Below are 13,953 nucleotides of genomic sequence, written 5' to 3' on the forward strand. Positions count from 1 at the left end.
TAAGAGTTTGTATTATTCTTTAGGACGAGCTTCATTGACGCGCAAATTGCGTCCTCGAAAATCCTTTTCATTGAGTGCTTCGATTGCTTTAAGAGCGGCTTCATCTTCCATATCTACAAAACCAAACCCTTTGGGTTTCCCACTTTCTCGATCATTGATAAGTTTGACAGAAATAACTTCTCCAAATTGACTAAAAAGTTCTTTTAGCTCATCACGCGTTACTGCATAAACTAGGTTTCCTACATAAAGTGTTTTCAAATAATTCCTCCAATTTTTTTCGCCCTTATTTGGGGCTATTTGTATGTTATAGCTTTATTGTTTAAAGATTACTTAAATATAGGAGATGCGAGGCTATTCATTGCGTAAAACTTGCAAGGTATCTATCGAAGAAGCTTTTTTGGCTGGATAATAAGACGAAAGACACACAATAACAATTGCTCCAATGATTGTGAGAATAAAATCTACTAAAGAAAGCTCAAGAGGGAGTTTGGAGCTGCCATACACATCAGCAGGCAATGTGATAATAGGAAATGTTTGCAAAATATATATAGCAATGCCTGTGAGAATGACACCAAAAATAATACCACTTAAACCAATTGTATTGCCCACCCAAAAAAATACTTTTTTAATCTCTGCCTTACTTGCTCCAAGTGAAAGTAAAAGTGCAATTTCTTTGCGACGATTCATTACAACCATTAAGAGCGAGCTGATAATATTGAGGCTTGCCATAACGATAATAAGCATTAGCACGATAAAAAGTGCGCGTTTTTCGAGTTCGATTGCCGAGAAAAAGTTACCATTTTGCTGCCACCAGCCTTCAACTCCTGTCTGTAAAGGAAAATTTTTCTCTAAAAAAGCGTTTAATGTGTGAATATCTTGCATTGGATTAGGTGTATAAACATGGATACCATCATAAATCCCTACTTGCAAACGGCGTATTTTTTGCAACGCACTAAGATTTGTGTAAATATAGGCTTCATCATAAGCCCTTAACCCAGAGCTAAAAAACCCTGCAATACTAAAGCGTTTGCTAATAGGTGTATAGCCAAAGCCAGAAGGCTCAAGCTGTGTGAAAAATAAATCAAGTTTATCGCCAGATTCTAATAAAAAATTTTCTTTGAAGCCTTTGCCCACAAGAATAGAAAATTCTTTGCTCATAAAATCTTGGATTTTTTCTTGAGGTGAGCGAGAATCTTGTGGGTGTGCGTCATTAAAATCACTACTATCTGCTGATTCAAAGGCTTCTCTTACAACAGCATTGATACGAGATTCTGCTTCCATATCTACGCCAAACACCATTGAGGCATTCATCATATTGCCAATTTTCCCTACTGCTTGATAGCGCAAATAAGGGCTAAACAGAAATTGTGGGTATTGCGTTTTGAGACTTTGGAGAATCTCATCGGTTACGCCTTCATAAGTTGTCGCATAAATGCTTAGGGGATAATTCATCACAAAAAGTTTGCGCTCAAATTCTTTTGCCATACCATTCATAATTGCCATTGCTACACACAGCACCATAACCCCCACTCCTACTCCCAAAAATGCTAGTAAGGCAGTGATTGAGATAAAAGGTTGGGTTTTATCAAAGCGTAAGTATCGCGGCAAAAGATAGAGAATGAGCGTTTTCATTAGGCTAAAAGACCCTTTTTAGGACCACTTTTACCATGGCAAAGTTTGTATTTTTTGCCACTTCCACAAGGACAAGGATCATTGCGCGAAATTTTTGGTTTTTTGCTATTCGAAGCGTTTGGCGTATCGCTGTCTTTATTAAACTGAATCTCTTGAGATTCTTCTTCCATTTCTTCTAACACTTTTTGCGCCATTTCTTCTTCACTTTTTTCGCGTAGTTGGATAATTTGAAGTGTTTTGGTGGTTTCTATTTTAAGATTCTCGACAAATTCTAAAAACAAATTGTAGCTTTCTTTTTTGTATTCAATCAGCGGATCTTTTTGGTTATACCCACGCAAACCTATGCCGGTTTTAAGATGATCCATAGTGTATAAATGTTCTCGCCAAGAGTTATCAAGCACTTGTAAATAAATGATGCGCTCAATCTCGTTGCGTTGAGATTCTCCTAGTCGGGACATTTTTTGTTCGTATTCTTCTTGCATCTGAAGAATGATTTGCTCATACAATTCATCATATTCGAGATTCTCATAATTTCTAAGTTCTATGCCCAATTCTTCACTGATTTGTGCCTTAAGAGCATCAAGGTTGAAATTTCCTTTTTCATCACCGGGCAAAATTTGAGCTTTATAAAGCATAGATTGTGCGGTAAGTTCTCGGTTGTTCTTAATGCGTTCTTGTAAGGAGCATTCCGGGTCTAAAAGCTCATTACGCAATTTATAAACTGCCTTTCTTTGTTCATTGGCGACATCATCATATTCAAGCAAATGTTTGCGCGATTCAAAATGGAGATTCTCAATTTTCTTTTGTGCGTTTTCTACGGAGCGCGTAACAAGGCTAGATTCTATATGTTCGCCTTCTTTTAAGCCTAATTTTTCCATAATGCCCTTGATTTTATCACTACCAAAAATCCGTAAAAGCGAATCTTCAAGGCTTAAATAAAATTGACTGACGCCCGGATCGCCCTGTCTTCCGCTTCTTCCTCGCAATTGATTATCAATGCGCCGACTTTCATGTCGCTCTGTGCCGATGATATATAATCCTCCCAGTGCGCGAATCTCGTCATTAATCTTAATATCAACGCCTCTTCCTGCCATATTTGTAGCAATCGTAACTGCCCCTTTGACACCGGCATCTTTAATGATTTCTGCTTCCTTGCTGTGTTGCTTTGCGTTAAGCACCGTGTGCGGGATTCTCTCTTTTTTAAGCAAAGCATGTAAAACTTCACTTTTTTCAATACTTGCTGTTCCCACAAGCACAGGCTGACCTTTTTGATAGAGTGTTTTGATTTTGGCAATGACTGCATCGAATTTTTCTTTTTCGCTTTTATAAATCAAATCATCTAAATCTTTGCGTTGCACAGGAATATTGGTAGGGATACTCACCACTTCAAGATTATAGATTTGCAAAAATTCACTTGCTTCAGTCTGCGCTGTCCCTGTCATACCTGCAAGTTTGCCATAAAGTCGGAAGTAATTTTGAAAGGTAATGTCTGCTAAAGTTTGGCTTTCTTCTTTAATATCAACCATTTCTTTAGCCTCAATAGCTTGATGCAAACCTTCGCTAAAGCGTCTGCCTTCGCTTAGGCGACCTGTAAATTCATCAACGATAACGACTTCGTTATTTTGCACGACATAATCTTTATCCTTGATAAAAAGATAGTTTGCCTTAAGGGCTTGGTCAAGATGATGAGAGAGGGCGGCGTTTTCAATGCTGTATAAGTTATCGACTTTAAAAAGAGCTTCTGCTTTTTTGATACCTTCTTCTGTGAGCAGAATCACGCGATTTTTTTCATCAATACTAAAATCTTCTGCCTCTTGCAGTTTTTGTGCTACGGTGTTGGCAAGCTGATAATTTTCCAAAGTGCGATTGACTGGTCCTGAAATGATAAGTGGCGTTCTTGCTTCATCAATGAGGATTGAATCCACTTCATCGATGATTGCAAAGTAGTGTTCTCGCTGCACTTTTTGCGCCAAATCATATTTCATATTATCACGCAGATAGTCAAAGCCAAATTCATTATTTGTGCCATATACAATATCTTTAGAATAAGATTCTAGACGTTGCTCATCATCACGAATATTGCCAGTAATTACGCCGACTTCAAAACCGAGAAAATTATACAAAGGCTCTAAATCCCCCGCATCGCGTTGGGCAAGATAGTCATTGACGGTTACGACATGCACACCTTTGCCACAAAGTGCATTAAGACATACTGCAAGTGTTGCTACCAGCGTTTTGCCTTCACCTGTTTTCATTTCTGCGATACGCCCGTCATTGAGCACCATACCGCCGATAAGCTGCACATCAAAATGTCGCATTCCTAATACTCTTTTGCTTGCTTCTCTTGTGATAGCAAAGCTTTGTTCAAGAACACTATCTAAATCTTTGTTTTCTTGTTGGATAGCAAGTTTAAGCATTGAAAATTGCTCTTGAAGTTGTGTATCACTCATTGATGCGTAAGTATTTTCAAGTGCATTGATGGCTTCTACTCTGCGGGTGTATTGCTTGATAAGCTTTGCATTGCGCGAACCAAGCACTTTAGATATAATCGTTTTAATCATGGATAACCTTTGTGTGTGGCTTTAAAATAAATTGAAAAATTGGCAGTAATTTTAACATACTTTCGGTAAAATCAACATTTGAATTTACACAGAGGCAAAAGAAAACATCAATTTTAAGGGAAACTATGCGTTCAATTATTATCATCAGCTTATTACTTAGCAGTTTATGCAGTATTTCTTTGGGTTGGGGTGAGGATATACAAAGCATTCAAGCAGATTTTGTGCAAAATATCATTAGTGAAGAGGGTATCCCTGCGCGTTATGAGGGTAAAATCATCGGCAAAGCACCCAGCAAGGTTAAATGGATTTATAAAACACCTTTGGACAAAACGATTTATATGAGTAACAAAGAAGTTTTTATTTATGAACCCTTACTTGCGCAAGTCAGCCATTCCTATCTCAAGTCAGAATCTGATTTTATCTCTGTTATCCGATCTGCTAAAGAACAAAAAGATGGCACTTATCATGCTAAAGTCGATGGCGTTACTTATGTCATTCATTTAGACGATACCAAAAAGCCAAAGCTTATTGAATTTACAGATTCTACAGGGACAAAGACAGCATTGAATCTGCGCAATGTCAAACTCAATGTCAAGCTTTCGGATAAAGAGTTTGAATTTACAATCCCTAAAGATGTCGATGTTGTCGAATTAAGATAAAAATTAAAGCATTTAAGGATTAAAGAATGATGTTTGATTTTACCAATACGATAAGGGCGCAAATTGCTCATAAAGAAATTTTGTGTGATAATCTCACACCCTTGAATGTGCTTGACCAGCTCGGTGCAAAGGTGCTTTTAGAATCAGCCTACAATGAAACCGGCAAGGATCGCTATTCGATTCTTATACTCAATGAGGCTTTTAGAATCTACAAAGAAAATAGCGGTTATTATCTTGTGTGCGCAGGGGAGAAAAAAGCCTTGCAAGAGGTTTTGGCAGGTTTGGGAGAAGCTCAAAAGAATGAGCAGCTTGACTTTCTTTCCTGTCTTGCCTATTTTAGAGAATTTGCCCCAAAAGTAGAGAATCTCCCTCAAGGATTGCCCTTGCCACTCGGTGGAGCGGGGTATTTAGGATATGAGTTTTTTTCTGAAATTGAAGATATTACTTTTAAGAATCCCGCACTTTATGATGCTCCAGAATGTGCGTTTATTTTTGGTAGAGATTTTTTGATTTTTGATCATCTTTTTGATAGGCTACATATTGTAAGTGTGAGCTATGAGTATGAAAAAGAAGAGGTAAATGTCCAAGAAAAGGTTGAGAAAATCTCCCTTGCACTTGATTTGATTCATATCTCCAAAACACAGATGCCTACAAATACAGAATCTCATATTACTTCGGCTGCCAAACAAGAAACTTATGAAAAAATGGTTTTGACTATTCAAGATGAGATTTATAAGGGTAATCTATTGCAATGTGTGCCAAGTCAAAGTATGCAAGTGGCTTCAAATCTTACACCCTTGCAAGCTTATCGGAATCTCCGACATCAGAATCCTAGCCCTTATATGTTTTATTATGATTTTGATGATTTTATTATTTTGGGTGCAAGTCCTGAAATTATGGTGCGACTAAAGAGTGTCAATGATAAAAGTATCTTCACAATCCGACCTATCGCAGGCACTTCTCCACGAGGGGCGAATGTCGCTCAAGATTTGGAATTAGAGCAGAAGCTTTTAGCTGACCCCAAAGAAAATGCCGAACATTTAATGCTTGTCGATCTTGCGCGTAATGATGCGGGCAAAGTGAGTGTGGGCGGAGGTGTGCGCGTGGTAGCACAGAATCAAATAGAGCGATATTCGCGTGTGATGCACATTGTTTCAGAAGTGCAAGGTGAGCTTGACACAAAGCGTTTCAAAAAACGCGATGTGCTAAAGGCGGTTTTCCCTGCGGGGACGCTTAGCGGAGCACCAAAGATTCAGGCAATTAAAACGATAGAATCTCTTGAAAGCCATAAAAGAGGTATTTATGGTGGAGCTATTGGGTATTTTAATCGTGATGAGGATATGGATTTTGCCATTACTATTCGCACAAGCGTGTATCAAAACGGCGTGTATTACTTGCAATCAGGAGGAGGTATTGTCTATGATTCAATCCCTCATACTGAATTTATCGAAACGCAAAATAAAGTCCGCTCTATGCTTGATATGCTCGGTATAAAGGAGTAAGCAATGATACTATTAATTGATAATTATGATTCATTTACCTATAACATTTATCAAGCGTTTTATCGATTTGGTTTTCCTATCAAAGTCGTGCGAAGTGATAAAATCACGATTGAAGATATTAGGCTTTTACAGCCGCGTTATATTATCATTGGTCCGGGTCCTAAAACCCCACAAGAAGCGGGAATCTCCATTCAAATTGTGAAAGAATTACAAGGTGTTTATCCGATATTGGGTATTTGTCTTGGACATCAAGCTATTATGGCGGCTTTTGGTGTGGAGATTATCAATGCTAAGAATATTGTGCATGGCAAAGTCGAGCCCTTACATCACAATCAAAAAGGTATTTTTAGGCATATTACACCCAATACACCCATTGTGCGTTATCATTCTTTGGCAGGGTCAATCACGCAGATTCCCGATTGTTTTATTGTGAGTGCGCGGAGTGGTGATGGCGAGGTGATGGCGATTGAGCATAAGTCGCATCATTTGGTTGGTCTGCAATTCCACCCAGAATCTATCGGCACAAAAGAGGGTGAAAAAATGCTCCTCAATTTTTTGCATTATGTGCGTGAAAATATCCCGATTAAAGACTATCTCAAGCAGACCTTGCAAGGTCAGAATCTTAATTTCAAACAAGCCTATGATGTGATGGACGAAATCACAGAGGGGAATCTAAGTGATGCACAAATCGGCTCGATTCTCACAAGTCTTGAGATTAAGGGCGTAAATGAAGAGGAGTTGGCAGGATTTGCGAGTGTGTTAAAGAAAAAAGCCATTTCATTTCCATTACCTCAAAGTGATGAAAAGCGTTTAGATATGGTTGGCACAGGCGGAAGCCCTAGTAAGACTTTTAATGTTTCTACTACGAGTGCTTTGCTTTTGGCGGCTGCAGGAGTGAAAATCATCAAGCATGGCAATAAAGCAATCACCTCTCAATCAGGTTCGGCAGACTTGCTTAGGGCTTTAGGGGTGAATGTCGATATGAGCGTGCAAACTTGTGCAGAAGTGTATCGCCGCATAGGCATTACCTTTTTATTTGCGCAAAAATTCCACGCTGCGATGCGTTTTGCCGCACCAGCTCGTGCGTCTCTTGGATTTAAAACTGCCTTTAATCTCATCGGTCCTCTTGCCAATCCTGCAAGCGTTACGCATCAGTTTATCGGTGTGTTTGATAAGTCTTATACTGAAATTATGGCACGGGCTTTAGATATTTTAGGGATTAAAAAAGCAATGGTGGTGAGTGGATTTGATCATTATGATGAGATTTCGCTTTGTGCGCCGACAAAGATTACAGAGCTTGATAATGGCTCAATCAAAAGCTATGTGTTTAATCCCATTGAGATAGGCTTAGATTTTGTCCCACATTCCGAGCTTGTTGGAGGAAATGCTCAAGAAAATAAGGCAATCACGCTTGATATTTTTAGTAATAAACCCTCACCCAAAGCTGACCTTGTCGCGCTCAATGTCGGAGCGGGATTGTATCTAAGCCAAAAGGCATCAAGCATCAAAGAGGGATATTTCTTAGCAAAAGAAGTGATAAAGTCGCAAAAAGTTTTTGAATTATTAGAATCTTTTATCACGTTTTCAAATCAGGAGGATTTATAGAATCTTAATCACTATTATATATTTAGAATAAGATTCTAGCTTTTGCCATTTAAGAATCTTAAAGTAGTTTGATGTCAAAAGCTAAACGAACCACCCAGTTTGACGCTTAAATAATTAGGCAGATTGATGGTGTCTTGTATCGTGTAAGTTTTGCCTAGCCCATATTGCACGGCTAAGTCTAAGAATCCAAAGAGATTAAATCCACCGGTGAGGATTAGTCCCTCTCCCGCTTGGGATTTTATATCTTGCATCACACCCACGCGCAAGTCAATCCATTTAAAATTAGCCATTGCCCCCCCCCCTATTGTTTGACTTTTCGGGCTATAAAATGAGAGCGTGTCATTAGGCACAAGGTCTGCATCAAATGCGAGAGTTAAGAAATCTTTTATCGTATAGCTTGCCCCCACGCGAAATTGGGGCTTAAGCGTGAAATCACCCGAGCCGCTTTTAGAGAGCTTGATCATCGGGGCGTTGAGATTCTTTGCGACTAAGCCGATGTGGAGGTTTTTCAAAAAAGTCGGCGTGTAGAGTAACCCCATATCTAACCCAGCAGTTTGAGAGATGTCAAAATCATCAGGGAAAGTAGGGCTAGGCATATCGATTTTAGGATTATCAAAGTTGATATTATCTTGCATATAACCATAAGAGAGCATTTGGATAAATTTCACCGCAAAGCCAAAATTCACATCTCCCGCTTTGGTAAAAAAGGTATGCCCATAGCCGATAGGGATTTCAACAAGGCTTAGCGTGCGGGCTTGGAGTGTGTGTTTTGCATTAGGGCTTAGAATCGAGCTATTGTTATAATCATTTTGGTTGCTTGATTCTAAACTGATATTATTCCCGCTGATGCTTGCTTGGTAGTAGTTTCCTCCTCCCACATCAAAAATGAGCTGATTGTGTGTAGGATCAATGATCGCACTTGCATTGGCATAAACTGATGCAAAAAGCCCAAAGCCTACCGCGCCTCTCCCGCCTACAGATTCTTTAATCGTGATTTGCCCGAGTTTGTCATCATTAATCGTGCGCGTTTTCCTTGCACCTGCGATTTGAAAGACAAATCCATTTTGCGAGGAGAGATTCATATCATTGCCTTTAAGCGCGCCATCGACAAGCTTAAAATCATTTAAAAATTTATCAATCACAGAATCTGTGCCTTTTGCAATCGTGATTTTCCCTGCGGTTGTCAAAATCTCATCAGCACTTGTTTTGCCCTGTGAAAAGTCATCAATAATGCTACCTAATTTATTTGCATCAATGCTGCCGATAATGCTCCCTATCAGTGGGCTTCCCCCTTCAGTCGCTGCGCTTTGGAGCTTGTCTTTAAACTTAGCGGCAAGGTCGGGATTGCTGGCGATTTCAGTTGCGCAATTTGTAAAACTATTACAAGTGTTTGTGCTACCGAGACTTTGAAGTAGGCTTGACATATCGGTAGCATTAATTTGTCCGGGCGTTTGGGTAGTGGGGAAAAGAGCATTCAGCATACCGCCAATCGCACCATCAACTTGCTTCCCACCAATTGTTACTGATGCTCCGCCTACACCTGTGAGCTGGTCATTTAAGCTTTGCTGCATATTTGTGATGCTTTCTGTATCAAGCTCGAGCATTTGCAAGAGATTCTGCTCTTTCATCGTTAGCCCAAAGCTATAGCCAAATTTCGCGCGTCTATCTGCCCCCAAAAGTGCGGGGTTATAATACAATCCCCATGCAGAATCTTTGACTGCTACACCTGCGCCACCTATACTTGCGGAAGTATTACCCATAGAGCCAAATTCTAGTCCATAGCTTAGCCCTAACGCACACCCCAAAAGAAGAGTGATTTTTTCTATTTTTCGTTTTGTCATAGGCTGTAAAGAATCCTTATATTTCTAAAATCATCATTAAAATCACTTTAACAAAAATCGTGCCATTTTTTGAGAATCTTTAGAAAAATAATTTTTTTCTCTAATTTTAATCAAATTTTTATAAAATAAGGAACACTTTTCGCATAGTGATTTTGTAATACATAATAAATAAAGGTCAAAAGCAATGATAAGAATCTGTTGTTTGGGGTTGCTTTGTATGGGATTATGGGCTTCGACACATGAGGCGTATGAGGCGTGGCGTGATGGCGATATGCTAAAGGCTGTGCGAAAATACGAAGCGACTTGTTATAGCGGTGATATGAGTGGTTGTCATGCGCTAGGGACATTGTATTTTCAAGGGAGTGGTGTGCCACAAAACTATTCGATGAGTGCGAGTTTTTATGCTAAAGCATGTAATGGTGGATTCGAGCCTTCGTGCAGTTCTTTAGGTGTATTGCACCAATATGGTTTAGGTGTGAGGCAGGATTTGGAATTTGCTTTAGTGCTTTATGATAAGTCTTGTAAGTCAGGCTATCCGCGGGGTTGTAATAACTTAGGTGTGATGTTTGAAGAGGGTTTAAGCGTCAAACGCGACTATAAACAAGCCGGGCTTTATTATTCTGATGCGTGTTTGGCACAAGATAATCGAGCGTGTTTTAATCTCGCCGAGCTTTTGATGCAAGGTAAGGGGCTTAAGAAAAATAAACAACAGGCTTTAGAATATTATGGGCTTTCTTGTGATTTGGGATTCCAAGAGGGCTGTGATGCGTATAAAAATCTCAAAGCAAAAGGAAAGAAATGAGAAGTATTTTATTAGGGCTTTGCTTGAGTGTGAATTTGATGTTTGGTGCGTATTTGGCAGATGAAAATATGAATGACTATGAAAGCCCGAATCTAAGGGCAAAGATCGCGCCTTATTTACAAAACTGCTACAATGGCTTGTTTGATGATTGCTATTTAGCCGCTCATGAGTATATGAGGGGCGAAGATGGTGTGCAATGGTATGCAAAAGCGGCATATTTTTATCAAATGGCTTGTAATGGTGGCGTTTTGAAAGCTTGTAGTAATTTGGGCATCTTATATCAAAATGGCTTAGGTGTGAAGCAAAGCTATGTTACTGCGGCGAGATTGTATCAATTCAGCTGTTCGAATTTTGAACCTGATGGTTGTAATAACTTAGGCGTGATGTCTCAAGAGGGCATTTATGTCAGTAAAGATTATTATAATGCGATGAGACTTTATGAGCGAGCGTGTATAGGAGGCAGTGCGGCGGGTTGTATGAATCTAGGGCATTGCTATGCTAAAGGCATAGGTATATCAAGAGACAAAACAAGCGCGCTTGCCTTTTACGGACAAGCGTGTAATTTGGGATTCCAAGAGGGTTGCGATGCGTTTCGTGAGTTACAATAAATGACAGAATCTGCCATTATTAAGCATTAATGTAAAAAGTGGCGCGTATGTGTGAAATACATTGCGATGCCATACTCATCACAAGCCTTTATCACTTCATCATCGCGGATACTTCCACCGGGCTGTATAATCGCACTCACACCGATTTGATGTGCTAAATCCACACTATCTCTGAAAGGGAAAAACGCTTCTGATGCAAGCACACAGCCTTGTAAATCAAGCCCCATATCTTTTGCTTTAGCAATCGCTGCTCTTGAAGCATCAACACGACTTGTCATACCCATACCCATACCTACAAGCGCACCTTCTTTGACATAGGCGACACAATTTGACTTGCTAAGTGCTGCGATTATATATGCGATATGCAAATCTTTGAGCTGGGTTTGCGTAGCGTTCTTTTTGCTTACAAGTGTGGCATTTTTGATTTCTTGCTCACTGATAGTATCATTCTCTTGGAATGTGAATCCACCTTGAATGTGTTTAAAATCATAAGTATCTTGCACAGAAAGCAGATAGGGAGAATTTTGTGTAAAGATTTTCATACGCTTTTTGGACGCAAAGACCTCTAAGGCTTTAGGCGTGATGTCTCCAGCGACAAGCACCTCGATAAAGATTTGATTAATCACTTGCGCGAGATTCTCATCGACAACGCCATTTAACGCTACCACTCCACCATAGGCACTCACACTATCGCATTGAAGTGCGGATTGATAGGATTGTAAAAGAGTATCTTTAATAGCAAATCCGCAAGGGTTATTGTGCTTGACAATACATACTGCTTTTGCATCTTGCCCAAAGCTTGAGGCGATTTTGATTGCAGAGTGAATATCGGTGAGATTATTAAAGCTTGGTTCGCCTTTTTTGATGATAAAATGCTTTTGCCAAAAGTCTCCAAAGGTGTATAGTGCGCCTTTTTGGTGAGGATTCTCACCATATCGCGTTTGTAAGACTTTATCTCCTACAATAAATGCTTTTTGTCCGAATCCCTCGTTAAAGCGTTTGTTCATATAATTTGCGATAATCGCATCATATTGCGCGGTATGTTCAAAAGCTTTAATCATCAATTTTTGGCGAAATTCTAGTGTGTTTTGGTGGTTTTTGAGAATCTCAATGATAGGCTGGTAGTCGTTTTTATCTGTAACGACAAGGACATTGTGATGATTTTTTGCTGCTGAACGAATCATCGCTGGACCGCCAATATCGATGTTTTCAATAATACAATCAAAATCATCAGTTTTTTCAATCGTGGCTTTAAAGGGATAAAGATTCACACATACAATATCAATCGCATTAATACCTTTTTCTTGTGCTATTTGCGCATCTTGTGGGTGATCTCTCCGATACAAAATACCGCCGTGAATCTTAGGGTGTAAGGTTTTCACACGCCCATCAAACATTTCTTCGCTTTGCGTGTATGTGCCAATGTCAATGGATTCAATATGAGAATCTTTTAAGAGCTTGAGTGTCCCGCCTGTGCTTAGAATCTTATAGCCTAAAGCTACGAGATTATGTGCAAATTCTACAATACCTTCTTTATCGCTTACGCTTAGTAACGCATACATATTAAACCTTCTTTGTGGAAATTTTGGTAGTATTATCCACAAAGTTTCTAAGAAGGCAATAAAATGATTTGTGTATTTGATGTCGAAAGTATTCCTGATTTTCATCTTTTAGCGCGTCAATTTGGTTATGAGGGCGATGCGCTTGAAATTATCAAAAGTGCCTTTGAAGCGCAGATGCAAAAAAGCGGGAGCGAATTTTTGCCTCCTTGTTTTCATCGTATTGTGAGTATTGCAAGTGTGGTGTGTGATGAATATGGGCATTTTATCAAAGTTGGGCATTTTGGGCAAAAGTTTATAGATTCTCTTTCTTCTCAAAGTGATTTTTTGTCTTTGGATTTTTTGGATCATTTAGAATCTACTCTTCTTCATGAGTTTTGGTCTTTTTTTAACCAAAAACAGCCTAAGCTTGTGAGTTTTAACGGACGAGGCTTTGATTTGATTGCGCTTACTTTGCGCGCGATGCGTTATAATATCAGTGCTTATGGTTATTTTGAGCAAGACAATCCTGCTTTTAATAAAAACAAATGGGAAAATTATCGTCAGCGATATGCCGAACGCTTTCACACGGATTTGCTCGATGCTTTGGGTGCGTTTGGCGCGGTAAGGAATCTCAATCTCGATAGTGTGTGTCAAATGCTGAATCTTGTCGGTAAATACGATATGAGCGGGGATCAAGTGCATCGTCTTTATCTTGGCAGTGAGGATAAAAAACAGGCTTTAATGACAATTAATCATTATTGTCATAGTGATGTGCTTAATACTTATTGGCTTTATTTGAAATATGAGTTACTGAAAGGTGAGCTTTTAGAATCTGATTATTATACGATATTGCAAGGCTTTTTAGAAAAGTTGCCTAGTGATAAGCCTTATTCAGACATTTTTAAATCAACGATTCAAGCGCATCTTGATTCTTATACAGCTAAGGGGCATTAGATGCAAGAAACTTATATCACGAAAAATGGTGAAATCACGAGCAAAGAAGAGCTCATTGCAGAGATTGAGAATCTGCTCAATCACATTCCAAGCCAGAATCACACTTTTTTATCGCCAGAGGTAATGAGTGCATTGACATTGAAAGATTTAGAAAGTGTGCGTGATTCGCTTTTAGAGAAGCAAAATGATGCGGTTTTGCCACATCGGCAGTGGCTTTTTGATTTAGCTCATAAAGAATAAGGGATTGG

12 protein-coding genes are annotated in these 13,953 nt (G+C 39.2%); 7 read left to right on the plus strand and 5 right to left on the minus strand.

Translation table 11 applies throughout. From position 1 onward, the window contains the following. Positions 1 to 12: 12 nt before the first annotated feature. From LS68_RS02180 to secA, 3 genes are all read right to left on the minus strand, one after another. The gene (locus LS68_RS02180) at positions 13 to 258 is read right to left on the minus strand and encodes an RNA-binding protein (protein ID WP_034371518.1); all 246 of its coding nucleotides are present in this window, start codon (positions 256 to 258) and stop codon (positions 13 to 15) included. A 93-nt stretch (positions 259 to 351) separates the two neighbouring features. Next, positions 352 to 1,632, minus strand: a complete 1,281-nt coding sequence (locus LS68_RS02185; protein WP_034371515.1) for an ABC transporter permease — start codon at positions 1,630 to 1,632, stop codon at positions 352 to 354. Then, positions 1,632 to 4,193, minus strand: coding sequence for a preprotein translocase subunit SecA (gene secA / locus LS68_RS02190; protein ID WP_034371512.1), 2,562 nt, complete (start codon positions 4,191 to 4,193; stop codon positions 1,632 to 1,634). The genes LS68_RS02185 and secA overlap by 1 nt, the downstream gene beginning before the upstream one ends. A 125-nt stretch (positions 4,194 to 4,318) precedes the next feature. On the opposite strand from secA, the gene lolA reads away from it, so the two are divergent. The 3 genes from lolA to LS68_RS02205 are packed head-to-tail and all read left to right on the plus strand — an operon-like array spanning position 4,319 to position 7,959. Next, entirely contained in the window at positions 4,319 to 4,852 is a 534-nt protein-coding gene (lolA, locus tag LS68_RS02195; protein ID WP_034371509.1) for a LolA-like outer membrane lipoprotein chaperone, read from the plus strand. 26 nt (positions 4,853 to 4,878) lie between these two features. Next, the gene (locus LS68_RS02200) at positions 4,879 to 6,354 is read left to right on the plus strand and encodes a chorismate-binding protein (RefSeq protein WP_241993648.1); all 1,476 of its coding nucleotides are present in this window, start codon (positions 4,879 to 4,881) and stop codon (positions 6,352 to 6,354) included. A 3-nt stretch (positions 6,355 to 6,357) separates the two neighbouring features. Beyond that, the gene (locus LS68_RS02205) at positions 6,358 to 7,959 is read left to right on the plus strand and encodes a bifunctional anthranilate synthase component II/anthranilate phosphoribosyltransferase (protein WP_034371506.1); all 1,602 of its coding nucleotides are present in this window, start codon (positions 6,358 to 6,360) and stop codon (positions 7,957 to 7,959) included. A 74-nt stretch (positions 7,960 to 8,033) separates the two neighbouring features. On the opposite strand, the gene traF is transcribed toward LS68_RS02205, so the two are convergent. Further along, positions 8,034 to 9,800, minus strand: a complete 1,767-nt coding sequence (gene traF, locus LS68_RS02210; RefSeq protein WP_138090813.1) for a conjugal transfer protein TraF — start codon at positions 9,798 to 9,800, stop codon at positions 8,034 to 8,036. A gap of 184 nt (positions 9,801 to 9,984) precedes the next feature. On the opposite strand from traF, the gene LS68_RS02215 reads away from it, so the two are divergent. After that, the gene (locus tag LS68_RS02215) at positions 9,985 to 10,602 is read left to right on the plus strand and encodes a tetratricopeptide repeat protein (protein WP_138090816.1); all 618 of its coding nucleotides are present in this window, start codon (positions 9,985 to 9,987) and stop codon (positions 10,600 to 10,602) included. Beyond that, on the plus strand, positions 10,599 to 11,210 hold the full coding sequence (locus tag LS68_RS02220; protein ID WP_034369632.1) for a tetratricopeptide repeat protein: 612 nt from the start codon (positions 10,599 to 10,601) through the stop codon (positions 11,208 to 11,210). The genes LS68_RS02215 and LS68_RS02220 overlap by 4 nt, the downstream gene beginning before the upstream one ends. 26 nt (positions 11,211 to 11,236) lie before the next feature. Here LS68_RS02220 and purH read toward each other — a convergent pair whose 3' ends face one another. Next, complete coding sequence (gene purH / locus LS68_RS02225) at positions 11,237 to 12,772, minus strand: bifunctional phosphoribosylaminoimidazolecarboxamide formyltransferase/IMP cyclohydrolase (protein ID WP_138090819.1); 1,536 nt, start codon at positions 12,770 to 12,772, stop codon at positions 11,237 to 11,239. A 63-nt stretch (positions 12,773 to 12,835) separates the two neighbouring features. Here purH and LS68_RS02230 point away from each other — a divergent pair, with 63 nt between their 5' ends. Together LS68_RS02230 and LS68_RS02235 are read left to right on the plus strand one after the other, a co-directional pair. Continuing rightward, positions 12,836 to 13,705: a 3'-5' exonuclease gene (locus LS68_RS02230; RefSeq protein ID WP_034369901.1), complete on the plus strand. Its 870-nt coding sequence runs from the start codon at positions 12,836 to 12,838 to the stop codon at positions 13,703 to 13,705. Continuing rightward, positions 13,706 to 13,945: a hypothetical protein gene (locus LS68_RS02235; RefSeq protein WP_034369898.1), complete on the plus strand. Its 240-nt coding sequence runs from the start codon at positions 13,706 to 13,708 to the stop codon at positions 13,943 to 13,945. The last annotated feature ends 8 nt before the right edge of the window (positions 13,946 to 13,953 follow it).

This window comes from Helicobacter sp. MIT 05-5293 (assembly GCF_000765665.2).
GTDB lineage: Bacteria > Campylobacterota > Campylobacteria > Campylobacterales > Helicobacteraceae > Helicobacter_C.